We start from the raw sequence: 21,498 nt of genomic DNA on the forward strand, positions 1-21,498 counted from the left end.
ACGAAGCACGACGCGACGCCTTACGCAGCCCGAGTCCGCACCCTGCACAGCACGACTCCGCGCCCTGCGCCTCAGCGCGGTGCGTGGTGCTTCTGCTGGGCGGCGAGGAGTCCCTCGCCGATGAGGAGCTCGACGGCGTCCGCGGCATCCGAGACGAGGATCGGCAGGTTGGGTTTCTCGTCCTTGCCGAACGGCGAGAGCACCCAGTCCGCCGGATCCTGGCGTCCGACGGGGCGCCCGATGCCGACCCGTACACGAGGGAAATCGGGAGTGGTGATCGCGCGCGCGATGTCGCGCACGCCGTTGTGACCGCCATGCCCTCCCCCGGTCTTCAGCTTGACGGTGTCGAAGGGGATGTCGAGCTCGTCGTGCACGACGATGATCTGCTCCGCCGGCACCGAGTAGAAGCGCGCGAGGGCCGCCACGGGCGTGCCCGACACGTTCATGAAGGTGTTCGGCTTCGCGAGCACCAGCTTGTCGCCGCCGGGTCGGAGCCAGGTCTCGACGACGCGCGCTCCGCCCTTGTGCTCGCGGAAGCTCTCGTTGCGGCGCGCGGCGAGCTCGTCGACCACCATCTGCCCGATGTTGTGACGGGTCGCCTCGTAGCGCGGACCCGGATTGCCGAGCCCCACCACCAGCCAGGGGGAAGTCATGTCCTCATCCTCTCGCACGGGCGCAGCGGCCGCCCGGTCGGGGTACGACAGAGGGGACGCGATCGGATCGCGCCCCCTCTGTCGGTGATTCAGCCGGAGATCACTCCGCGGCGGGCTCCTCGGCGGCAGCCTCTTCGCCCTCGGCGGGCGCCTCGTCCTCTTCGACCTCGAGGGCCGGGATGGAGATGGCGACGACGAGCACCTCGGCGTCGGTCAGCAGCGTCGAGCCCTTCGGGAGCTTCACGTCGGCAGCCGTGATGTGCGTGCCGTCCTCGAGGCCCTCGACCGAGACCTCGACGTTCTGCGGGATGTGCGTGGCCTCGGCCTCGATCGACAGCGTGGTCGCGTCGAGGTTGGCGATCGTGCCGGGAGCCGATTCGCCGGTGACGACGATCGGCACGTCGATGGCGACCTTCTCGCCCTTCTTCACGACCAGGAGGTCGATGTGCTCGATGATCTGGTGCACGGGGTCCTTCTGGACGTCCTTGACCAGGGCGAGCTGCGGCGTGCCCTCGATGTCGAGCTCGAGCAGCGCGTTGGCGCGACGGATGATGAGCGAGACCTGGTGGCCGGGCAGTGCGACGTGCACGGGCTCGGTGCCGTGGCCGTAGATGACGGCCGGGATCTTGCCGGCGGCGCGCAGACGGCGGGCGAAGCCCTTGCCGAAGCTGTTGCGCAGCTCGGCCTGGACCTTGGTGTCTTCAGACATGAGGTTCTCCTTCGGGGCACGCAGCGATTGCGCCGCGCGGTGGTCTGTGTTGTCGTGTTCTCGACATGGACACGTGAGGAAAGCCACCGGGGACTCGCATCGCCGCGTCGATAACGGACGCTCGCGCACGCGCGCAATCATCCCTCGCCGAGGTACTCGATCAATGGTACCGGATCACCCGATAGGCTGGGGACACCGTTCGCCTTCTCGCAGATCACGGAGACCCCTCATGCTCGACGGAGCCTTCTTCTCGCACGTCATCCTCTGGGTCATCGGCGCGATGACCGTCGGCGCCACGATCGCCAGCTTCGCCGCACTGTTCTCGCTCGGCCGCTCCGGCTACCGCAAGGACTGACGCCTCAGGCGGCCGGGTCCCCGATCGCCGCCCGGATCAGCGAGACGCTGCGTTCGACGTCCGCCGGCTCGACGCGGATGCCGTTCTCGTCGCTCTCGAGCGACTCGAGGGTCGCCAACTGCGAGTCCAGCAGAGCCGCCGGCATGAAGTGATCGGTCCGGGCACGCATCCGCTCCTCCAGCGCCGCCCTGTCGACGGTCAGCTCGGCGAAGAACGCATCGGACGACTCCGCCCTGATCGCATCGCGGTAGATGCGACGCAGCGCCGAGCACGCGATGACGATCCGATCGTCGGCCTGGAGCGCCCGTCCCACGACGCCGAGCCACGGCATCCGATCGTCGTCGTCGAGCGGGATGCCGGCGGCCATCTTGTCGACGTTCGTGATCGGGTGCAGGTCGTCGGCATCGATGAACCGCGCCCCGATGCTCTCGGCGAGCGCGAGGCCCACCGTCGACTTGCCGCAGCCACTCGGCCCCATCACGATGATTCGCACGGTCATCGAACTCCTCCTCCGTCGAACGCGCGCAAGAGAGTTCCGCTCAGTAGAACTCGACGGTGTCGACGACCGCACGCAGCGGTCGACCGTCGAGCAGTCGGGAGGCGTTGTCGGCGAAGCGGCGCGCGATGCGCTCCTCCTCGTTCGCGTTGATCGCCGCCGTGTGCGGGCTCACGAGGACCCGGGGATGACTCCACAGCGGTGACTGATCGGCGAGCGGCTCCTGCTCGAACACGTCGAGGCCAGCGAACGCCACGCGCCCGTCGTCGAGAGCCGTCAGGAGCGCGGCCTCGTCGACGACCGTGCCGCGACCGACGTTGGTGAGGATCAGTCCCGGCTTCACGGCGGCGAGCACGTCGGCGCCGATCAGGTGGTGGGTCTGCTCGGTGCCCGGCAGGGTCACGACGATCGCGTCGACCTGGGCCACGGCATCCGTCAGCTCGGAGAGCGGGATCAGACGGTCGACGCCATCCACCGGCTCGCCCGAACGGGTCGTGCCCCACACGGTCGCGCCGAGCGCGTGGAAGCGGCGCGCGCACTCCGCTCCGATGCCGCCGAGGCCGACGACCAGCACGGTCATCTCGTCGAGCTGACGCATCTGCCAGCGATCCGGCCAGGTGCGGCTGCGCTGGTCGGCGAGGAGCCGGGGAAGTCCCTTCGCCCCGGCGAGCACCGCGAAGACCGAGAACTCGGCGAGCGTGCCGCCGTGCACGCCCGCGCTCGTGGTGAAGACGACGCGATCGAGTTCGGCGCGGTCGAGACCCGCGGCCTTGACCGACGCCCCTCCGCCCGCCGCCGTCGTCATCACCCAGCGCAGGGCGGGGTTCGCACGCACGGTGCGGGCGAGCGCCGCCGCGTCCACATCGGGGATGCCGAAGAGAACATCGGCGGAGTCGACCATCGCGTCGAAGGCCGTCTGCTGCTCGGCGGTGCGGACGTGGTCGGGATCCCCCGACCAGTCGGCGGGCCAGCGCGCGGGATGCACGAGCGAGTGGTCGCGCACGACCTCCAGCCGGGGCTCGAGTTCTTCGATCAGTCGGCACTGCTCCTCGGGCAACGGCACCGTTACCACCGCTCGCAGTCTGGGTCCGCTGTGCACCACGCTGATTCCTCCTCGAAGACGCCGTCTGCATCCAGCGTAGAGGCCCCCGGAGCGGCGCCCTGCCGGTCGCTGACGCAAACCGAGACACACGCGCACGGGTCCCCGGTGACAGCGATACGCTGAGAACAACCCTTCTTCACGATCGAGGAGCCTTCTGTGCCCGAAGCATCAGCCAACATCGGAGTCGTCGGACTCGCCGTCATGGGGTCGAACCTCGCCCGCAACCTCGCCAGCCGCGAGGGCAACACGGTGGCGATCTTCAACCGCAGCTACGAGAAGACCCAGAGCCTTCTCGATGCGCACCCCGAGGCCGGTTTCATCCCGGCGCAGTCCTACCGGGAGTTCGCCGACTCGCTGCAGAAGCCGCGCACGGCGATCATCATGGTCAAGGCCGGCGGCCCGACGGATGCCGTGATCGACTCGCTCGTCGAGGTCTTCGAGCCCGGCGACATCATCGTCGACGGCGGCAACGCGTACTTCCCCGACACGATCCGTCGCGAGAAGGCCGTGCGCGAGACCGGTATCAACTTCGTCGGCGCCGGCATCTCCGGTGGTGAGGAGGGCGCCCTCACGGGCCCCTCGATCATGCCCGGCGGCTCGGACGAGTCGTGGGTCACCCTCGGCCCGATCCTGAAGTCCATCGCGGCGATCGCCGAGGGCGAGCCCTGCGTGACGCACGTCGGCCACGACGGCGCCGGTCACTTCGTGAAGATGGTGCACAACGGCATCGAGTACGCCGACATGCAGCTCATCGCCGAGGCCTACGACCTCATCCGTCGCGGCACGGGCAAGAGCCCCTCCGAGATCGCCGACATCTTCGCCGAGTGGAACAAGGGCGAGCTCGAGTCGTACCTGATCGAGATCACCGCCGAGGTGCTCCGCCAGGTCGACGCCGAGACCGGTAAGCCGCTCGTCGACGTCATCCTCGACCAGGCAGGCGCCAAGGGCACCGGAGCATGGACCGTGCAGACGGCCCTCTCGCTCGGCGTTCCCGTCTCGGGCATCGCCGAGGCGACCTTCGCCCGTTCGCTCTCGTCGCACCCCGAGCAGCGCGCGGTCGCCGGCGCCCTCCCGGGCCCCGACGAGGAGTTCACCGTCTCGGCCGAGAACACCGAGCAGTTCATCGAGGACGTGCGCCTCGCGCTGTACGCGTCGAAGATCGTCGCCTACTCGCAGGGCTTCGACGAGATCCGTGCCGGCGCCGCCGAGTACGACTGGAACATCGACCTCGGGGCGATCTCGAAGATCTGGCGCGGCGGCTGCATCATCCGCGCACAGTTCCTGAACCGCATCGCCGACGCCTACGCCGAGACCCCCGAGCTGCCGGTGCTCATGACCGCACCGTACTTCGCCGAGGCGCTCACGCGCGGCCAGTCCGCCTGGCGCCGCGTCGTCGTGACCGCCGCGCAGGCCGGCATCCCGGCTCCGGCGTTCTCGTCGTCGCTGTCGTACTACGACGGCATCCGCGCCGACCGCCTGCCCGCCGCCCTCGTGCAGGGTCAGCGCGACTTCTTCGGCGCCCACACCTACAAGCGCATCGACAAGGAAGGCACCTTCCACACGCAGTGGTCGGGCGACCGCACCGAGATCGAGGCCGAGGACACCCACTGACCTCGCGCTGACGCACACGAAGGGCCCCGGCATCACGCCGGGGCCCTTCGTGCGTCCGCCTACTTCGTGATGTCCTGCACGGTCCCCTTCGAGAGCCGCAACCGGCGGGTGGCGCGGCGGGCGACGGCCGAGTCGTGCGTCACGACGATCATCGTGATGCCCTCGGCGCAGAGCCCTTCGAGAAGCGCGAGGATCTCATCGCGCATGCTCTCGTCGAGGTTTCCCGTCGGCTCATCGGCCAGCAGCACGCGCGGGCGCTTGACGATCGCCCGCGCGATCGCGACCCTCTGCTGCTGACCCCCCGAGAGCTCGGTGGGCAGGTGATCACCGCGGTCGGCGAGGCCCACGTGCGCGAGCGCCTCGGTCACGCGACGGCGTCGCTCGGCCCGGTCGAGAGAGGTCGGTTCGAGCGCCATGTCGACGTTCTCGGCGGCCGTGAGCGTGGGGATCAGGTTGAACCCCTGGAACACGAACCCGATCTCCTCGGCCCGGATGCGGCTGAGCTCCTTCGGCGATGCCGAGGCGAGCTCGGTGCCTCCGAGGGTCAGGGAGCCGGAGGACGGGCGGTCGAGCGCGCCGAGCAGCTGGAGCAGCGTGGACTTCCCTCCGCCGGTCGGCCCCTGGATCGTGACGAACTCGCCGGTGCCGATCTCGAGATCGACGCCGGTCAGCGCCTTCACCGTGCGCCCCTTCTGGGCGTAGGTGCGCGTGACGCCGGTGGCGCGGTACAGCGGCGCCGCGGCATCCGTCTCCGAAGCGGTGGCGGTGGTGTCGGTGATGGTCATCTTCTTCTCCTGGTCTGTCGTGATTGTCGTGGGCGGCGCGATCACGCGACCGACCGCAGAGCCTCGGCCGGGCTGAGGCGGGCGGCGCGCCAGCCGCCGAAGGCACCGGCGACGAGGCCGCCGAGCACCGCGAGACCGACCGCGGCGACGAGCACCCACGGGGTGAAGGGGGCCTGCAGCACGATGTCGGCCGCCTGCGTGGTCTGGAACATCCCTCCCCCGCCCGTCGGCCCGCCCATACCGCCGGGGCCGCCCTGCGTACCCTCGGTGGCCGCGGCGCCCGCCGCGACCGTCGGCCGGATGACGTTGATCACGATGATCCCGGCGATGCCGATCACGAGGCCGACCGCTCCCCCGATGAGGCCCTGCACCATGGATTCCCCGGCCACCTGGCGCACGACGCGCCCGTTCGACCATCCGATCGCCTTCAGGGTGCCGAACTCCCGGGTGCGGCGCCCGACGCCCGAGAGGGTCAGCAGGACCGACAGCAGCACGGCGACCGCCAGCACGATGATCGAGAGCCACGTGCCGAGGTTGGTGATGAGCGACGTCGCGCTCGACAACGAGCCCGAGACGCTCGATGCGAGCTCGGCCTGCGAGGTGACGGTCGCATCGGGCAGCTCGTCGGTGAGCGCCGCCTGCACCGCGTCGATCGACGATGCCGAGTCGGCCTGCACGTAGACGGTGGAGATCACGTCGCCGGCGCCCGAGAGCTCCTGCGCGGTGTCGAGGGGCAGGTAGACGTTCGCCGCGGTGTCGGCCGCATCCGAGGTGGAGGTGAGGATGCCGACCACCTCGACGTCGGACCCCGCGACGTCGATCGTGTCGCCGACGGCTATGTCGTTCGTGGTCGCGTACGTGCTGTCGACGAGGGCGACGAGCGCGCCGCTGTCGTCGGCGTCGAGCGCGCGTCCGTCGCCGACCTCGACCGAGGCGAGCGGTCCGATCGCCGTCGCCGCCGGGTCGATACCGAGGACGGTGAAGGAATCGACGCCGAACGCGCCACCGCCCGCCCCATCGGATCCACCCTGCGGAGGAGCCTGGCCCTCTGCGGGCATCTGTCCCTGCTCGCCCTGCGTCGCGCCGTCCTGTTGTCCGAAACCACCGCTGGGGAGTTCGCCCGAGAAGGTGGAGTTGGTGAGGCTCAGTGCGCCCGTCGCGGCCGAGACGCCCTCGGTCGAGGCGACGGTGTCGAGCACCGAGGCCTCCAGCGTGCCGCGCATGAAATCGGTGCTCAGCGTGGACTGGTTGAGGGTGGTCGTATCGCCCTCGGTCTCGCCGGAGTCGGCGTCGAACTCGAAGCGCGGGCCACCGCCCTCCCCGGGTTCCACCGCAGCTCCGGTGACGGTCAGATCGGTGCCGACGCCGTACACGGACTCGAGGGCCTGCGCCTGCGCGTCGCGCACGCCCGCCGTGAGGGCGTTGACGATGATCACGAGTCCGATCGCGATGGCGAGGCCGATCGCGACGATCGTCGTCTGCTTCTTGCGGCCCGCGAGTTCGCGCCGCAGATATGTTCCGTACATCTCTCTCCTTCTGCCGCGGAGGTCGCGGTGCCAGAGACGACGTTAGGAACGCGGTCTATGCGGATTCGAAGGCACGGTGATGAAGACGCTATGGATGACAGGATGGGGGGACGACGGCATCCGATCTTCACAGGCTATGCATAGCGCGCTCCATAGAAACCCCATAGGAGGTTCCGCAGAATGAGTGCATGACCAGTGATCTCCCCGACCTGCGCCGCCCCGACGGCACCCCGCTGCGCATCCTCGCGGTGGACGACGAGCAGATGCTCACCGACCTGCTCGCGATGGCCCTGCGCATGGAGGGCTGGGAGGTGCGCACCGCGTCATCCGGCATGGAGGCGCTCCAGGTCGCCCGCGAGTTCGAGCCGGACGCCCTCGTGCTCGACATCATGATGCCCGACCTCGACGGGATGGCCGTGCTGCGGCGCCTGCGCGAATCCGGGAGCCTGGTACCCGTGCTCTTCCTCACCGCGAAGGATGCCGTCGGCGACCGGGTCGCGGGCCTCACCGCCGGCGGTGACGACTACGTGACGAAGCCCTTCAGCCTCGAAGAGGTGATCGCCCGCCTGCGTGCGATCATCCGCCGCACCGGCCACGCGATGGCCGACGACGGACAGTCGATCCTGCGGGTCGCCGATCTCACCCTCAACGAGGACAGCCACGAGGTCGTGCGCGACGGCACCGAGATCGAGCTCACCGCGACCGAGTTCGAGCTGCTGCGGTACCTCATGCGGAACGAGCGTCGCGTGCTCTCGAAGGCCCAGATCCTCGACCGCGTGTGGAGTTACGACTTCGGCGGCAAGTCGTCAGTGGTCGAGCTCTACATCTCGTACCTGCGCAAGAAGATCGACGCCGGACGCACTCCCCTGCTGCACACCGTGCGCGGCGTCGGCTACATGATCAAGGCCCCGCAGTGACCCAGACGAGGATGACGCGTCGGCCGATGAGCCTGCAGACGCGGCTGATGACCGCCGTCATCGGGTTCGTCTCGCTCATCCTCGTGATCGTGGCCGTGATCACCAGCGCGACGCTGGGGAAGACGCTCGAAGACCAGCTGAGCGAGCGGATCTACGGCTATGCGGATTCGGTGTCGCGGATCATCAAGCAGGTCTCTCCCGACCTCGTCACCGCCCAGAACATCATCGGACGCGGTGGCGGCGAACCCGGGCTCCTGGTGGCGATCCAGAACCCGGCGACCGGAATCGACGGTGTCGTGGTGCCGAGTTCGACGGACGATTTCGAGGGCGGGACGGATGCCCTCACCTCGGCGCAGCTCGTGCAGATCGCCGATGCTCTCAACGGCCAGCACGTCGCCAACGTCACGATCGAGGGTCTCGGCTCGTACCGGGTGACCGCGTCGACGGCACCCTCCGGCGTCGTGGTCGTGACCGGCCTCCCCCGCGAGGCGATCCAGAATCAGCTCACCGCGCTGCTCACGGTGATCGCGCTCGCGACCATCGGCGGGCTCATCCTGCTCGCCCTCACGACGGCGATCACGATCCGGGTGGGGCTGCGACCGCTCCGGGCGGTCGCCGCGACCGCCACCCGCGTGGCCAACCAGCCCCTCGATCGCGGGGAGGTGTCGATCACCGAACGGATCCCCGCGTCTCAGGCCGATCCGCGCACCGAGGCGGGACTCGTCGGCGCATCGCTGAACAAGCTGCTCGATCATGTCGACACCTCGCTGGCCGCTCGCCAGAAGAACGAGGAGCGGATGCGGCGCTTCGTCGCCGACGCCAGCCACGAGTTGCGGACTCCCCTCGCCTCGATCCGGGGCTACTCCGAGCTGTCGCTGCGCGCTCTCGGGCAGGCGCACGGACCGGAGGCGATCGAGGGCACGACCACGTCTCTGGAGCGCATCCAGGCCCAGTCGCTGCGGATGACGCGCCTGGTCGAGGACCTGCTGCTGCTGGCACGTCTCGACGAGGGGCGCGAGTTGGTCTACGGCACCGTGGACCTCACGCAGCTCGCACTCGAGAGTCTGGCCGATGCCCGGCCGACGGCCGTCGATCACCACTGGAACATCGAGGTGCCCGATGAGCCCGTCGTCGTCGTCGGCGACAGCGGGCGCATGCACCAGGTCGTCGCGAATCTGCTCGCCAACGCGCGGACGCACACCCCCGCCGGCACGACGATCACCCTGTCGGTCGCGCAGGAGGACGATGAGGCCGTGCTGCGCGTGCACGACGACGGTCCCGGCATCGATCCGGTCGTGCGAGACGAGCTCTTCGCCCGCTTCGCGCGGGGCGACAGCTCGCGGGCCCGCCAGACGGGAGGCACGGGTCTGGGGCTCGCGATCGCGAAGGCCATCGTCGAGGGGCACGGCGGCTTCATCTCCGTCGCCAGCGAGCCCGGAGACACGACCTTCACGGTGCGTCTGCCCCGGAACCCCGCGGTTGCGGCGGCCGAGGGTGAGACGTCGGAGGCGAGCGAGGCGTAGGGGCGGGCGGTGAGGTCGCTCGGCGTCGGGGTCGCTCGTCGTCGGGGCCGCTCGTCGTCGGGGCCGCACGGCGTCGGGGCCGCACGGCGTCGGGGCCGCACGGCGTCGGGGTCGCAGGTCTGCACGGAGAAGTCACGTCTGCACGGAACATCCGCCGTGTGCTTCGTGCAGACGTGCGTCGGCCGTGCAGATGAGCGAGGCCACGCAACGTCAGGACGCCCGGGTGAGTGCGGCGATGATCGCCGCCTCGACCACGGGCCAGTCGTGCACGACCTGGGCGTAGTCGAAACGCAGCGTCTCGAATCCTCGCGCGGATGCGGCGGCATCGCGCTGCAGATCCCGATGCCGCTGCGCGGGGTCACCATGATGCTCAGCCCCGTCGGTTTCGAGGATGAGTCGCCCGCCGACGACGAAGTCGACCCGCCCCACACCCTCGATCTTCACCTGGCAATCCAGGCGCATGCCGAGGTGGTGCAGCCGCAACCGGAGGAGCGACTCGAGGCCGCTGCCTGCGTCGTACCGAGCGAGGTCGATGAGCCATCGCGCGGACGCCGGCAGCCGCGCTCGCAACAGTCTGGCCGACCCGATCTTGCGCTGACGCATCGCCGATTCGAGAGCGACGAAGAATGCCTCCGCCCCGCGACAGGCGTAAACATGCACCAGCGCGTCTTCGACCGGCGCCAGTCCAAGAACCGTCGCCCCCTCGAACCAATGGCTGACACAGTCGCATCCGGTGTGATGGACGCGTCCGTTCTCTCCGAGCCACGCATGCAGGTCCGGATCATCATCGAGCACCCAGATCCCGTGCATCCGCAGCGCCGCCGTGCAGGTGAGCGCTCCTCCGTGAGCAGCAGCGGCGACGAGTTCCGGGGCGGTGCGATCAGTCGCGAACTCCCCTCGCCGCACGCGCACGACAGTCCCGTCGCGCACGGCTCGCGCAACGTGGAACCGTGTCAGACCGAAACGCTGCAGGAAGGTGCCGCGGGCGATGCCGCCGCTGTGGTTGATCACATGTGCAGGCGAGAGCATCCGACCATCGTCACCGATCTCGACGAGCAGCGAAGTGCTCTCCCGCCGCGTGCGCGAAGAACTCTCGTAGCTGCTCCGTAGTGCAGAAAGAGTGCACGCATCACACCTGCACGGAGTGCGCACGTCTGCACGGTGAAAACCGGCATCCGCCCGTGCGGACGTGTTTCCTCCGGGCAGGTGCGCACGTGCGGCGGGCTGCAGTCGGCTGAGACGGCGCGCACCGCGCGCGGGTCAGTACCCGGCGAAGGCGTCGGTCGTCAGGGCACGGGCGCGCTGGAGAGCGGGCGCGAGGTCGGCGATCAGGCGCGGCGGACCCGAGATGAACGCATGACGATCGGCGATGTCGGGCACGAAGCGGTCGAGACCGTCGGCGTCGAGGCGGATGCCGTGCGCCCAGGTCCAGTGCGGCGGGAGGTCGTGCGGCTGGTCTCGGGTGAACACGACCACGCGCGCTCCGGTCGCGGCAAGCTCGTCGCGGAACGCGAGCTCGGCGGCCTCCGCCGCGACGTACACGAGCACGACGTCGCGCTCGACGCCCTGGGCCTGCAGCTGCCGGAGCTGCGAGACGAACGGCGTGACGCCGATGCCGGCGGCCACCATCAGCACGGGGCTCTCGCCGCGCGGGAGCAGGAAGTCGCCCCAGGTGCCGGTGACCGCGAGCGTCGTGCCCGATTCGGCGGCGGCGAGGGCGCGCTTGTACGACGACGGATGCTGCTGATCGCCGTTCTTGTACGCGATGCGCAGCGTCGGAAGGTCGGCCGGAGCGGAGACGATGCTGAACTCGCGGCGGGTTCCCCGTGCGTCCGGGCGGTGATGCGGCACGTCGAGTTCGAGGTACTGCCCGGGGAGGAACGACACCTTCCCCTTCGCGCGGAAAGTCAGCTCCTGCGCGGTGGGTGTGACGAACCGGCGCTTCTCGAGCACCAGGCGAACCGAGCCGCGCACCGCGAACGCGAAGGCCACGAGGTTGCCGATGAGGAGCGCCCGTTCCTGGCCGAGCGTGAACAGCCCGGCGATCGAGATCGGCCAGCCGGCCAGCACGCCCACGACCGCGGCGACCGAGAACTGCTGCCAACGCCGCGGCGGCAGCGTCAGCGGCTCGGAGAGCATGAATGCCCCGAGGAAGAGGAACGGCGACTGCAGCAGCGCGAACGAGAACGCGGTGCCGAGATCGGCGTCGAGGCCGGCCTGCTGGGCCTGCACGAACTGGCGCAGCACCGACGTGGCGAGAGCGATCACGAGGAACAGCAGCACGATCCGCACCTTCTCGGTGCGCCACAGCACGGCGAGACCGAGCAGCACGACCGGGATCGTGAGCGACGGGGTGCCGACCCACCACGATGCCGAGGTGCCGAGCCACGAGAACGCCCCGAACGACCCGACGATCGAGACGACGGCGGCGCCGAACGCGGCGGGGTTGAGGATGTGGCGTCCGCGCCAGGCGATCAGGTACTTCGACAGGCTCGCCACGGCGCCCGCGATCGCGAGACCGAGGATCGCCTGCACATCGACGCCCGGGCGCAGGACGAAGAGCAGGATCAGCGCGGTCACGAGCGACGACTCGATACGCCACGGCAGGCGGAGCAGACGCTGCACCAGCGCATCCACGCCCGAGATCACGACGGCGAGCACCAGGAACGACACCACGATCTCGACCGGTGTGGGCGAGACGATGACCCCGAGCGCCGACAGGCCGAGGGCGATGACGGCGAGGGCGATGAGCGCGAACAGCACCAGCCGGTACATCGACAGGGCCCCGAGGAGGGCGAGCACGCGCTGCCGCGCGGCGGTGAAGGAACGGTTCATGAGCTCGACTCTTCCCTATCGGGGCGAACGGGTGGGGGTGAAGATCTCGACGGGGCACCCGGGTGAGCGCTGCGCTCGGCCGTCAGTGCTCATGCGCACCCACTCGACGCCCCAGCGGGCGGCGAGTTCGGGGCCGCCGTCGAAGAAGAGCGCGGTGGCGACGGCATCCGCGGTCATGGCGTCGGGTGCGATCGCCCAGGTCGCCGCCCAGGTGCGCACCGGCAGTCCAGTACGGGCGTCGAGCACGTGGTGCAGTCCGTCACCCCAGGCCCGGCGGTTGATGGCCGAGGCGCACAGGGCCTGGTCACGGATCGTAGCGACGCCGATCGCCCGCGACGGATCGAACGGATGCTCCAGGCCGATGCGCACACCGGCGCCGTCGGCACCAGCGCCGCGCACGGCGAGGTCTCCGCCGGCATCGACGATCAGGTCACCCGCGACAGAGCTCAGCGCATCGCGCACGAGGTCGACGAGACGCCCCTTGCCGAGCGCACCGACGTCGATCAGTGCGGGATGCGCGACCGCCGCCGTGCCCGTCGTCCACCGCACCCGCTCGGTCCAATCGGCCGGCGCGATCACCGGATCTGCGGCGGTGAGCGAGTAGTCGGCGTCGTAACCGAGGGCTTCGAGGCTCTCCCCCACGAGCGGATTGACCGCCCCGGCGGTCGCATCCGACAGCTCGCGGTACGCATCGAGCATCGCCCCCGCGTCGGGAGAGGCGAGCATGCCGCCCTCGCGCGCGAGGCGCGTGACATCGGAGTCGGGGCGGAACCGCGACCACTCCCGGTCGAAGCGCTCAATCACGGCATCGACGGCGCCGCGGGAGTCCGCCGACAGCTCGTCGGCCGACTCGATCTCCCAGCGCGTGCCGATCGCCTCGAATCGCCAGATCACCATCGCCGGATCACCACGACCACGTCACCATCGCCAGATCACCGTCGGGGATCAGGCTGCGGCCTGCTCCTTGATGTCGTCGACGGCGGCGTTGAACCCACCGCTCGTCAGCGAGGATCCGGCCACGCGGCTGACGTTCAGGTCGTCGAGCGCCTTGCCCTCGACCTCTTCGGAGATGCCGTCGATGAACGCGCCCTGGTACTGCTCGGTCTCGCGCGCCTGCGGGTCACCGGTCACCTCGACGTCGGTGACGACGCCGTCGGCGAGGGTGAGGGTCACCGAGATCGTCTCGACCGATTCGGGGGTCTGGTACGAGCCCTCCGCCGTGTAGGTGCCGTCGGCGTACGACGACGACGCGTCGGCGCCCGAGGAGGACTCCGAGCCGGTCGCGCTGTCGGTGCCGGAGGTGCTGTCGGTCGTCCCGCCGGTGTCGGTCGGCGTGGTCGCGCACCCGGCAAGGACGAGGAGTCCGGCGATGCCCACGAGGGCGGATCCCTTGCGGACGGAAGTCGGTACGGTCGTGCGGATCATGGTGGTCCTCCCGGCTCGGTGTCGTCGACGCGGTGTCGATGATCCGAGCGTAGAAAGGGTGGCTATGTGCCCGCTGTGCCGTGTCGAGGCGAAGGCTATGGGCCTACGCGTCGCCGCCGAACATGCTCGTGACCGAACCATCCTCGAAGACCTCGTGGATCGCGCGGGCGAGCAGCGGAGCGATCGGGAGGATCGTGAGCTTGTCCCAGCGACGCGACTCGGTGAGCGGGATCGTGTCGGTGATGACGACCTCGTCGATCGAGGAGTCCTGCAGACGATCGGATGCCGGGTCGCTGAAGATCGCGTGCGTCGCCGCGACGATGACGCGGTGCGCGCCGGCCGTCTTCAGCGCCTGCGCGGCCTTGACGATCGTGCCGCCGGTGTCGATCATGTCGTCGACGAGGAGGCAGGTGCGGCCCTCGACCGTCCCGACGATCTCGTGCACGGAGACCTGGTTCGCGACCTTCGGATCGCGGCGCTTGTGGATGATCGCGAGCGGGGCGCCGAGGCTGTCGGACCACGTGTCGGCGACGCGCACGCGCCCCATGTCGGGCGAGACGACCGTGAGGATCTCGCGGTCCGCGGCCGAGAGCGTGCGCTCGAAGTAGTCGAGCAGCACGGGCTTGGCGAAGAGGTGATCGACGGGACCGTCGAAGAAGCCCTGGATCTGGGCGGCGTGCAGGTCGACGCTCATCACGCGGTCGGCGCCGGCGGTCTTGAGCAGGTCGGCGACGAGACGGGCGCTGATCGGCTCGCGACCGCGGCCCTTCTTGTCCTGACGCGAGTACGGATAGTACGGGGCGACGACCGTGATGCGCTTGGCCGAGGCGCGCTTGGCGGCGTCGATCATGATGAGCGTCTCCATGAGCCACTCGTTGACCGGCTCGCCGAAGGTCTGCACGAGGAAGAGATCGACGCCGCGGATCGACACCTCGAAGCGCGCGTAGATCTCGCCGGAGGCGAAGGTGCGGTGCTCGACCGGAGCGATCTCCGTGCCGAGGGCCTCGGCGACGGCCGCCGTGAGCTCGGGGTGCGAGCGCCCACCCGCGACGACGAGCCGCTTCTTGGTCTTCGCGATGATGCCGGGGGCTACCCCGTTGTCGCGATCCAGATCGACCGTCTTCTTCTTCCGGGCCATGGCCTGCCTATTCCGCCGCTCGCTCTCGGGCCACGGCATCCGCCGCGCCCGTCCCTGCTCTGTTCTTCTCGACCCAGCCCTCGATGTTGCGCTGGGGTGCGACGGTCATGGCCAGTGCACCGGCCGGAACATCCTTGCGGACGACCGCGCCGGCGCCGGTCTTCGCGCCTGCTCCCAGCCTAACGGGCGCGACGAGCACCGTGTGCGACCCGGTGTGCACCTCGTCGCCGATCTCCGTTCGGTGCTTGTTCACGTCGTCGTAGTTCGCCGTGATCGTGCTCGCGCCGAGGTTCACGCCGCGGCCGATCGTGGCGTCTCCCACGTACGACAGATGCGGCACCTTGCTGCCCTCACCGATCTCGGCGTTCTTGGTCTCGACGTACGCGCCGATCTTTCCCTTCGCGCCCAGGATCGTGCCGGGGCGCAGGAAGGAGAACGGCCCGACCGTCGCCTCGGCTCCGATCACCGCGAACGTCGCGTCGGTACGGCGCACGGTCGCGCCCTCGCCGATCTCGCAGCCGACGAGCGACGTGTCGGGACCGATGATCGCGCCCTCCGCGATCGTCGTGGCGCGCAGGATGTGCGTGTTCGGGAGGATCGTGACGTCGGGGGCGAGCACGGCGTCGTCGTCGATCCACGTCGTGGCCGGGTCGACGACCGTGACGCCCTCCAGCTGCCAGCGGCGGACGATGCGCTCGTTGAGAAGGCGGCCGACGAGCGCGAGCTGCGCGCGGTCGTTGACCCCGTAGGTCACGGTGACGTCGGAGACGACGGATGCCGCGACACGGTCGCCGTCGCGACGGAGCAGCCCAGGAACGTCGGTGAGGTACATCTCGCCCTGAGCGTTGTCGACGCCGATCTCCGGCAGGTACCGGCGCAGCGTCGCGGCGCGGAACACGTACATGCCCGCGTTGATCTCGCGGACGGCGGCCTCGTCGGCGCTCGCGTCCTTCTGCTCGACGATGCGGTCGACGCTCCCGTCCGCATCGCGGATGACGCGGCCGTACCCGGTCGGATCGTCGACGACGGCGGTCATGAGCGTCGCCGGCGTACCCGCGGCACGGTGGGCAGCGAGGAAGCCGTTCAGGGTGTCGGCATCCGCGAGCGGGCAATCACCCGACAGCACGAGCACGTCACCCGTGAAGTCGGCGGGGAGGGCATCGATCGCGACCTGCACGGCGCGACCGGTGCCCGGCACGTCGTCCTGATCGATGAACACGGCGTCCGGGTAGTCCTCGGCGAGGGCCGCGACGACCTGGTCGCGCTCGTGCCGCACGACGACCTCGACGTGCGCGGCGCCGAGCCGGGCGGCGGTCGTGAGCACGTGGCCGACGAGCGGGCGACCGCCGATCGGGTGCAGCACCTTCGGCAGCCGGGACTTCATGCGCGTGCCCTGCCCTGCGGCGAGGACGACGATCGCGAGGTTGTTCTCCGTCATGCTCCGCCGCCAGGACTCGAACCTAGACCTCACAGCTCCAAAGGCTGTCGTGCTGCCATTACACCACGGCGGACCGCGGCCTCCGCGAGGAAAGCCGCCCGCTCATTCTGCCACGCCGACATCGGCGCGAAACACGGCTCTGGGATGCTTCGACCATGAGCATCCTGATCGACCGCGTCGCGGGCCCGACCCCCGGCCTCGCCGCGTTCCTCCTCGCGCACCACGACGACATGGCCGGCACCGCGCCGCCCGAGAGCCAGCACGCGCTGTCGCTCGATCGGCTCCTCGCCCCGGGCGTGCGGCTGTTCGTGGCGCGCGACGGCGACGATCTCGTCGCCACGGGAGCACTCGCCCCGCTCGCCGAGGGTCACGAGGAGCTCAAGTCGATGCGCACCGAGCCCGCCCGCCGGGGACAGGGTCTGGGGCGGGCGATGCTCGACGCCCTGCTCGCCGACGCCCGCAGCCGCGGCATCCGCCGAATCTCGCTCGAGACCGGCAGCGCGGAGTTCTTCCGCCCGGCGCACGCGCTGTATGCGCGAGCCGGGTTCGTGGAGTGCGCCCCGTTCGGCTCCTACCTGCCCGACCCGCACAGCACGTTCATGACCGTCGAGCTCGGCGACGAAGCGCAGTCGGGGCCCTCGGGCGCGATAATGGAGGGATGAGCGCAACGGACGAGGTCGATCGGATCGTCGGCGCCTGGAACACCCAGCGCCCCGACCTCGACTTCTCGCCCCTCGAGGTGCTCTCCCGCATGGACCGGCTCTCGCGCCACCTCGACCGCGCGCGACGCGACGTCTTCCGCCGCAGCGACCTCGAACCCTGGGAGTGGGACGTGCTCTCGGCGCTGCGCCGCGCGGGGGCGCCGTTCCAGCTCTCCCCCAAGCAGCTGCTGCAGCAGACGCTCGTCTCGAGCGGCACGATGACCAATCGCATCGACCGCCTCGTCGGGCGTCGTCTGGTGCGACGCGAGGCCGATCCCGGCGACGGCAGGAGCATCCTGGTCACGCTGACCGACGACGGTCGCACGCGGGTGGATGCCGCGATCACCCGCCTCGTCGACGTCGAGGCCGACCTGCTGCAGGCGCTGTCGCGAGGCGACCGCGATCGGCTGGCCGGGTTGTTGCGCAAGCTCAGCCTGAGCTTCGACGCGTGAGCGGGGTGCGCTGATGGGCATGCCCTCGCCCCTTCCCGTGCGCGACGGTGTCGGCGCGACGCGCCTGCACGTGCCGCTCACCGGGCCATGGCCGACGATCGCCGACTACATGGTGGAGCGTTTCTTCCACCTCGAGCCGGAACTGCTGCGAGTGCGCTTCGACCGCGGTGAGATCGTCGACATCGACGCCCGCGCGGTGCCGCGCGATGCGCCCCTGGGGAGCGTGGAGTTCGTCTGGTACTACCGCGAGCCCCCGGTCGAGAGCGTCATCCCCTTCGAGATCGAGGTCCTCCACCGCGACGACGACCTCGTCGTGGTCGACAAGCCGCACTTCCTCCCGACGACGCCGGGAGGCAAGTTCCTGCAGAACTCCGCCCTGGTGCGGCTGCGCAACCTCCTCGACAACCCCGACCTCGCCCCGATCCACCGCCTCGATCGAGCGACGGCCGGCCTGCTGATGTTCTCCGCGCGCCCCGCGACGCGCGGCGCCTACCAGCTTCTCTTCGAGACCCGCCGGGTGCAGAAGACCTACGAGGCGGTGTCGGCCCGACCCGAGGGCTGGGATCCCGAGCATCCGGCCCTGGCGGGGCATCCGCTCCCCCTCGTCTACCGCACCCACATCGACAAGCATCGCGGCGAGCTGCGCGTGCGGGTCGACGACGAGCGAGAGCCGAACTCGGAGACGCTGATCGAGCTCATCCGTGCCGATGAGCGGGTCGTGCACACGCTGCTGCGCCCGCACAGCGGCAAGATGCACCAGTTGCGCGTGCACCTCTCGGCTCTGGGCGCCGGCATCCTGAACGATCCGTTCTATCCCGAGCTGCGTCCGGAGGCGCCCGACGACTTCGCCCGTCCCATGCAGCTGCTCGCGCGCGAGCTGAGCTTCACCGACCCGCTGTCGGGCGAGGATCGCGTGTTCACGACGCGTCGTCGCCTGCAGGACGCTCCCGCCGGCGACGCGGCAGAAGCCCCCGCAGGCGACTGACGGGCGCGCTCAGCGGCGCATGATCTTGCGCGCCAGGCGCGTGCCCAGCATCTGCACGAGATGCACGAACACGACGATGAGGGCGATCGCCGCCCACATCACGACCGGTTCGAACTGACGGAAACCGTAGATCTGCGCGAACGCTCCGAGGCCGCCGCCACCGATCAGACCGGCCATCGCGGTCATGTCGATGAGCGCGACCACGATGAACGTGTAGCCGAGGATGAGCGGGCCCAACGACTCGGGGATCGCGACGGTGAAGAGAATGCGGAGAGGGCCTGCGCCCATCGCGCGCGCCGCCTCGATGACACCGGGCGACACCGAGACGAGATGCTGCTCGACGATGCGTCCGATCGCGAAGGAGGCGGCGAGGGCGATGATGAAGGCTCCGGCCGTGGTGCCGATACCGACGCCCACCACGACGCGGGCGAACGGTTGCGCGACGGCCATGAAGATGACGAACGGGATCGGACGGAAGATGTTCACCGCGAGGTTCGCGAGCATCGACACGGCGCGGTTCGGCAGCAGACCACCGGGGCGGGTCACGTAGAGGATGACGCCGATGAGGAGTCCGAGCACGCCGCCGAGGACGAGCGCGAACGACGTCATGTACAGCGTCTCGAGCGCGGCGGCCCAGAACTCGGGCATCAGTTCCTGCAGACGATCCATCAGCGGGCCTCCTCTCGTGCGATCTCGGTGACTTCGACGCGTTCGGCGATGGCCGCGAGGGTGCGGTCGATGGCGGCGCTCTCGCCGCGGATCGCCAGGGTCAGGTGACCGAAGGCGCGCCCGCGGATGTCGTTGATGCCGCCGTAGACGAGTTCGAAGTCGAGGCCGGCCGCAGCGAGATCGAGGAAGACCTGCGCCTGCGAGGAATCGCCGTCGCGGAACGAGAAGGTGACCAGGCGTCCGCGGTGGCGCTCACGCAGCACCGACAGCTCGGCCGGCGACGGAACGCCCTTGACCACCGTGCCGACGAAGCGCTGCGACGCAGGGTTCTGCGGGGCGGAGAAGACGTCGAAGACGTCGCCCTGCTCGATCACGCGGCCGTTCTCCATGACCGCGACCTTCGTGGCGATCGTCTGGATCACGTCCATCTCGTGGGTGATGACGACGATGGTGACGCCCTGCTCCTGGTTGACCCGCTTGAGCAGATCGAGCACCTCATGGGTCGTCTGAGGGTCGAGCGCGCTGGTCGCCTCGTCGGCGAGCAGGATCGCGGGGCCCGTGGCGAGGGCGCGGGCGATGCCCACGCGCTGCTTCTGACCTCCGGAGAGCTGCTCGGGGTAGGCCTTGGCCTTGTCGGACAGACCGACGAACGAGAGCAGCTCGGTCACGCGGGCCTCGATGTCGGCCTTCGACCAGCCCGCGAGCTTGAGCGGATAGGCGACGTTCGCGCGCACCGTGCGCGAGGAGAACAGGTTGAACTGCTGGAAGATCATGCCGATGCCGCCGCGCACCTTGCGCAGCGCACTCTCGGAGAGCGAGGTGATGTCGACGCCGTCCACCAGGATCGTGCCGCCGGTGGCGGGCTCGAGGGCGTTGATCAGGCGCACCAGTGTCGACTTGCCGGCCCCCGAGTATCCGATGATGCCGAACACGTCGCCCTTCTCGATCGACAGGGTCACGTCGTCGACGGCGATGATCTCGGTGTCTCCCGGTACGCGGGAGGGATAGGCCTTCGACACGTTGGTCAGGCTCACGATCGGCATGGAAGCTCCGGTGGGTGGGATGTCGGGAAACGACGAATCGGGTGACGCACGAGGCGCCACCCGATTCTCTCGCATCAGGCGGGGTGTCCCCGCCGTGATCACTTGTTCGCTGCGGTGTCCTTCTGGACCTTCTCGAGCGAGGCGACGAGGTCGGCGACCGGCGTCTGCAGCGGCGCCGCGGTGTCACCCGACGACTCGAGGAGTCCGGCCTGGACGGCCTCGTCGGTCTGGAAGATCTCGACGAGCTTGAGGTAGGTCTCGTTGTCGGCGTCTTCGGCGCGGGCGGCGAAGATGTTCACGTACGGCAGCGCGTTGGGGTCTTCCGGGTCGTCCTGGGCGATCGCGTCGCTGAAGGTGAGACCGGCGTCCTCGACGAAGTCGTTGTTGATGATCGCGGCTGCGACATCGGGCAGCGAGGTCGGGATGAGGGCGGCCTCGAGCGCGGTGACCTTGACCTTGCTCTTGTCGGTGTCGACGTCGGCGAGGTCGGAGAAGATGGTTCCGCCGCTCTTGAGCTCGACGAGGCCGGCCGACTGGAGCACGAGCAGGGCGCGCGCCTGGTTCGAGGCGTCGTCCGGAACGGCGACGGTCTCGCCCTCGGGGATGCTGTCGACGTCGTCGTACTTCTTCGAATACAGGCCCAGCGGGTAGATCGCGGTGGAACCGATCGGGGTGAGATCCGAGCCCGAGTCCTCGTTGTAGCCGGCGAGGTAGACGATGTGCTGGAACTGGTTGAGGTCGATCTCGCCCTCGGTCAGCGCGGGGTTCGGCTGCTCGTAGGAACCGAAGTCGACGAGCTCGACCGTGATGCCCTCTTCCGCAGCGGCCTCGACGAAGGCGGGCCACTGCGGGTCGCCCTTGCCGACGACGCCGACCTTGACGACCTCGTTCTCGGACGAACCCGAGTCGGAGCCGGCATCGGTGGACGTGGCGCACCCGGCGAGCGCGACGAAGAGCGGGACCGCGGCGAGCGCGGCGATGATGGACGTGGTACGACGGGACATGATGTGTGCGAGTTCCTCTCTCAGAGACTCCCATACGTTAGGCAGGTACGGCCCCGGGCACGGAATCGACTGTCACACAGCGTCACCGGGCCCGACGGCCGCGCGTGTCGGGTCCGTACGGAGCGCGTCCC

Annotated in this window: 22 protein-coding genes and 1 tRNA gene; 7 read left to right on the forward strand and 16 right to left on the reverse strand. The window is 69.6% G+C overall.

Features of this window, described 5'->3' with window-relative positions:
* Positions 1-71: 71 nt before the first annotated feature.
* Both pth and WFJ97_RS13850 read right to left on the reverse strand, forming a co-directional pair.
* Positions 72-653: an aminoacyl-tRNA hydrolase gene (pth, locus tag WFJ97_RS13845; RefSeq protein WP_336641943.1), complete on the reverse strand. Its 582-nt coding sequence runs from the start codon at positions 651-653 to the stop codon at positions 72-74.
* A 100-nt stretch (positions 654-753) separates the two neighbouring features.
* Positions 754-1,362 (reverse strand): 50S ribosomal protein L25/general stress protein Ctc, encoded by a 609-nt coding sequence (locus WFJ97_RS13850; RefSeq protein WP_247624845.1) that lies wholly within the window; start codon positions 1,360-1,362, stop codon positions 754-756.
* Positions 1,363-1,591: 229 nt separating this feature from the next.
* Between WFJ97_RS13850 and WFJ97_RS13855 the strand changes: the two genes are divergently transcribed.
* Complete coding sequence (locus WFJ97_RS13855; protein WP_281731609.1) at positions 1,592-1,717, forward strand: hypothetical protein; 126 nt, start codon at positions 1,592-1,594, stop codon at positions 1,715-1,717.
* 4 nt (positions 1,718-1,721) lie between these two features.
* On the opposite strand, the gene WFJ97_RS13860 is transcribed toward WFJ97_RS13855, so the two are convergent.
* Together WFJ97_RS13860 and WFJ97_RS13865 are read right to left on the reverse strand one after the other, a co-directional pair.
* Positions 1,722-2,216: a gluconokinase gene (locus WFJ97_RS13860; RefSeq protein ID WP_247956578.1), complete on the reverse strand. Its 495-nt coding sequence runs from the start codon at positions 2,214-2,216 to the stop codon at positions 1,722-1,724.
* A gap of 40 nt (positions 2,217-2,256) precedes the next feature.
* On the reverse strand, positions 2,257-3,285 hold the full coding sequence (locus WFJ97_RS13865) for a D-2-hydroxyacid dehydrogenase (protein ID WP_440747269.1): 1,029 nt from the start codon (positions 3,283-3,285) through the stop codon (positions 2,257-2,259).
* 186 nt (positions 3,286-3,471) lie between these two features.
* On the opposite strand from WFJ97_RS13865, the gene gndA reads away from it, so the two are divergent.
* A complete protein-coding gene (gene gndA / locus WFJ97_RS13870; protein ID WP_308194263.1) occupies positions 3,472-4,926 on the forward strand; it encodes an NADP-dependent phosphogluconate dehydrogenase in 1,455 nt (484 codons plus the stop codon).
* 59 nt (positions 4,927-4,985) lie between these two features.
* On the opposite strand, the gene WFJ97_RS13875 is transcribed toward gndA, so the two are convergent.
* Both WFJ97_RS13875 and WFJ97_RS13880 read right to left on the reverse strand, forming a co-directional pair.
* Positions 4,986-5,711: an ABC transporter ATP-binding protein gene (locus tag WFJ97_RS13875; protein ID WP_247624848.1), complete on the reverse strand. Its 726-nt coding sequence runs from the start codon at positions 5,709-5,711 to the stop codon at positions 4,986-4,988.
* 41 nt (positions 5,712-5,752) lie between these two features.
* Positions 5,753-7,237 carry an ABC transporter permease gene (locus WFJ97_RS13880; protein ID WP_336641944.1) on the reverse strand — a complete coding sequence of 495 codons (1,485 nt, stop codon included), beginning with the start codon at positions 7,235-7,237 and terminating at the stop codon, positions 5,753-5,755.
* Positions 7,238-7,425: 188 nt separating this feature from the next.
* Between WFJ97_RS13880 and WFJ97_RS13885 the strand changes: the two genes are divergently transcribed.
* Both WFJ97_RS13885 and WFJ97_RS13890 read left to right on the forward strand, forming a co-directional pair.
* Positions 7,426-8,154, forward strand: coding sequence for a response regulator transcription factor (locus WFJ97_RS13885; RefSeq protein ID WP_247624850.1), 729 nt, complete (start codon positions 7,426-7,428; stop codon positions 8,152-8,154).
* 26 nt (positions 8,155-8,180) lie between these two features.
* Positions 8,181-9,677 carry a sensor histidine kinase gene (locus tag WFJ97_RS13890; protein WP_247634428.1) on the forward strand — a complete coding sequence of 499 codons (1,497 nt, stop codon included), beginning with the start codon at positions 8,181-8,183 and terminating at the stop codon, positions 9,675-9,677.
* A gap of 210 nt (positions 9,678-9,887) precedes the next feature.
* Here the strand turns inward: WFJ97_RS13890 and WFJ97_RS13895 are convergent, their stop codons facing one another.
* The 7 genes from WFJ97_RS13895 to WFJ97_RS13925 form a co-directional block, all read right to left on the reverse strand.
* Positions 9,888-10,706: an endonuclease domain-containing protein gene (locus WFJ97_RS13895; RefSeq protein WP_336641945.1), complete on the reverse strand. Its 819-nt coding sequence runs from the start codon at positions 10,704-10,706 to the stop codon at positions 9,888-9,890.
* 231 nt (positions 10,707-10,937) lie between these two features.
* On the reverse strand, positions 10,938-12,512 hold the full coding sequence (locus WFJ97_RS13900; RefSeq protein ID WP_336641946.1) for a flavodoxin reductase: 1,575 nt from the start codon (positions 12,510-12,512) through the stop codon (positions 10,938-10,940).
* A 15-nt stretch (positions 12,513-12,527) separates the two neighbouring features.
* Positions 12,528-13,409, reverse strand: a complete 882-nt coding sequence (locus WFJ97_RS13905; protein WP_336641947.1) for an FAD:protein FMN transferase — start codon at positions 13,407-13,409, stop codon at positions 12,528-12,530.
* Between the two features lie 48 nt (positions 13,410-13,457).
* On the reverse strand, positions 13,458-13,937 hold the full coding sequence (locus WFJ97_RS13910) for an FMN-binding protein (RefSeq protein WP_247634304.1): 480 nt from the start codon (positions 13,935-13,937) through the stop codon (positions 13,458-13,460).
* Positions 13,938-14,040: 103 nt separating this feature from the next.
* Positions 14,041-15,075, reverse strand: a complete 1,035-nt coding sequence (locus WFJ97_RS13915; RefSeq protein ID WP_336641948.1) for a ribose-phosphate diphosphokinase — start codon at positions 15,073-15,075, stop codon at positions 14,041-14,043.
* A 7-nt stretch (positions 15,076-15,082) separates the two neighbouring features.
* Positions 15,083-16,513, reverse strand: coding sequence for a bifunctional UDP-N-acetylglucosamine diphosphorylase/glucosamine-1-phosphate N-acetyltransferase GlmU (gene glmU, locus WFJ97_RS13920; RefSeq protein WP_336641949.1), 1,431 nt, complete (start codon positions 16,511-16,513; stop codon positions 15,083-15,085).
* A 1-nt stretch (position 16,514) separates the two neighbouring features.
* Positions 16,515-16,586 (reverse strand) — tRNA-Gln (locus tag WFJ97_RS13925).
* An 82-nt stretch (positions 16,587-16,668) separates the two neighbouring features.
* Between WFJ97_RS13925 and WFJ97_RS13930 the strand changes: the two genes are divergently transcribed.
* The 3 genes from WFJ97_RS13930 to WFJ97_RS13940 are packed head-to-tail and all read left to right on the forward strand — an operon-like array spanning position 16,669 to position 18,651.
* Positions 16,669-17,175 (forward strand): GNAT family N-acetyltransferase, encoded by a 507-nt coding sequence (locus WFJ97_RS13930; protein ID WP_247624859.1) that lies wholly within the window; start codon positions 16,669-16,671, stop codon positions 17,173-17,175.
* Positions 17,172-17,666, forward strand: a complete 495-nt coding sequence (locus WFJ97_RS13935; protein ID WP_247624860.1) for a MarR family winged helix-turn-helix transcriptional regulator — start codon at positions 17,172-17,174, stop codon at positions 17,664-17,666. Before WFJ97_RS13930 ends, WFJ97_RS13935 begins: the two co-directional genes overlap by 4 nt.
* 13 nt (positions 17,667-17,679) lie before the next feature.
* Entirely contained in the window at positions 17,680-18,651 is a 972-nt protein-coding gene (locus WFJ97_RS13940) for a pseudouridine synthase (protein ID WP_336641950.1), read from the forward strand.
* Between the two features lie 9 nt (positions 18,652-18,660).
* Here WFJ97_RS13940 and WFJ97_RS13945 read toward each other — a convergent pair whose 3' ends face one another.
* From WFJ97_RS13945 to WFJ97_RS13955, 3 genes are all read right to left on the reverse strand, one after another.
* A complete protein-coding gene (locus WFJ97_RS13945) occupies positions 18,661-19,320 on the reverse strand; it encodes a methionine ABC transporter permease (protein WP_247624862.1) in 660 nt (219 codons plus the stop codon).
* Positions 19,320-20,363, reverse strand: a complete 1,044-nt coding sequence (locus tag WFJ97_RS13950) for a methionine ABC transporter ATP-binding protein (protein WP_247624863.1) — start codon at positions 20,361-20,363, stop codon at positions 19,320-19,322. The genes WFJ97_RS13945 and WFJ97_RS13950 overlap by 1 nt, the downstream gene beginning before the upstream one ends.
* Positions 20,364-20,461: 98 nt before the next feature.
* A complete protein-coding gene (locus WFJ97_RS13955) occupies positions 20,462-21,367 on the reverse strand; it encodes a MetQ/NlpA family ABC transporter substrate-binding protein (RefSeq protein ID WP_336641951.1) in 906 nt (301 codons plus the stop codon).
* Between the last annotated feature and the right edge of the window lie 131 nt (positions 21,368-21,498).

Source organism: Microbacterium sp. USHLN272 (assembly GCF_037149655.1).
GTDB classification, from domain to species: Bacteria; Actinomycetota; Actinomycetes; order Actinomycetales; family Microbacteriaceae; genus Microbacterium; species Microbacterium galbinum.

Excerpts from the sequence above, each read along its gene's own strand:
- pth (WP_336641943.1), bottom strand. The coding sequence starts at position 653 with ATGACTTCCCCCTGGCTGGTGGTGGGGCTCGGCAATCCGGGTCCGCGC.
- WFJ97_RS13850 (WP_247624845.1), bottom strand. The coding sequence starts at position 1,362 with ATGTCTGAAGACACCAAGGTCCAGGCCGAGCTGCGCAACAGCTTCGGC.
- WFJ97_RS13855 (WP_281731609.1), top strand. The coding sequence starts at position 1,592 with ATGCTCGACGGAGCCTTCTTCTCGCACGTCATCCTCTGGGTCATCGGC.
- WFJ97_RS13860 (WP_247956578.1), bottom strand. The coding sequence starts at position 2,216 with ATGACCGTGCGAATCATCGTGATGGGGCCGAGTGGCTGCGGCAAGTCG.
- WFJ97_RS13875 (WP_247624848.1), bottom strand. The coding sequence starts at position 5,711 with ATGACCATCACCGACACCACCGCCACCGCTTCGGAGACGGATGCCGCG.
- WFJ97_RS13880 (WP_336641944.1), bottom strand. The coding sequence starts at position 7,237 with ATGTACGGAACATATCTGCGGCGCGAACTCGCGGGCCGCAAGAAGCAG.
- WFJ97_RS13885 (WP_247624850.1), top strand. The coding sequence starts at position 7,426 with ATGACCAGTGATCTCCCCGACCTGCGCCGCCCCGACGGCACCCCGCTG.
- WFJ97_RS13890 (WP_247634428.1), top strand. The coding sequence starts at position 8,181 with ATGAGCCTGCAGACGCGGCTGATGACCGCCGTCATCGGGTTCGTCTCG.
- WFJ97_RS13895 (WP_336641945.1), bottom strand. The coding sequence starts at position 10,706 with ATGCTCTCGCCTGCACATGTGATCAACCACAGCGGCGGCATCGCCCGC.
- WFJ97_RS13900 (WP_336641946.1), bottom strand. The coding sequence starts at position 12,512 with ATGAACCGTTCCTTCACCGCCGCGCGGCAGCGCGTGCTCGCCCTCCTC.
- WFJ97_RS13905 (WP_336641947.1), bottom strand. The coding sequence starts at position 13,409 with ATGGTGATCTGGCGATTCGAGGCGATCGGCACGCGCTGGGAGATCGAG.
- WFJ97_RS13910 (WP_247634304.1), bottom strand. The coding sequence starts at position 13,937 with ATGATCCGCACGACCGTACCGACTTCCGTCCGCAAGGGATCCGCCCTC.
- WFJ97_RS13915 (WP_336641948.1), bottom strand. The coding sequence starts at position 15,075 with ATGGCCCGGAAGAAGAAGACGGTCGATCTGGATCGCGACAACGGGGTA.
- glmU (WP_336641949.1), bottom strand. The coding sequence starts at position 16,513 with ATGACGGAGAACAACCTCGCGATCGTCGTCCTCGCCGCAGGGCAGGGC.
- WFJ97_RS13930 (WP_247624859.1), top strand. The coding sequence starts at position 16,669 with ATGAGCATCCTGATCGACCGCGTCGCGGGCCCGACCCCCGGCCTCGCC.
- WFJ97_RS13935 (WP_247624860.1), top strand. The coding sequence starts at position 17,172 with ATGAGCGCAACGGACGAGGTCGATCGGATCGTCGGCGCCTGGAACACC.
- WFJ97_RS13940 (WP_336641950.1), top strand. The coding sequence starts at position 17,680 with ATGGGCATGCCCTCGCCCCTTCCCGTGCGCGACGGTGTCGGCGCGACG.
- WFJ97_RS13945 (WP_247624862.1), bottom strand. The coding sequence starts at position 19,320 with ATGGATCGTCTGCAGGAACTGATGCCCGAGTTCTGGGCCGCCGCGCTC.
- WFJ97_RS13950 (WP_247624863.1), bottom strand. The coding sequence starts at position 20,363 with ATGCCGATCGTGAGCCTGACCAACGTGTCGAAGGCCTATCCCTCCCGC.
- WFJ97_RS13955 (WP_336641951.1), bottom strand. The coding sequence starts at position 21,367 with ATGTCCCGTCGTACCACGTCCATCATCGCCGCGCTCGCCGCGGTCCCG.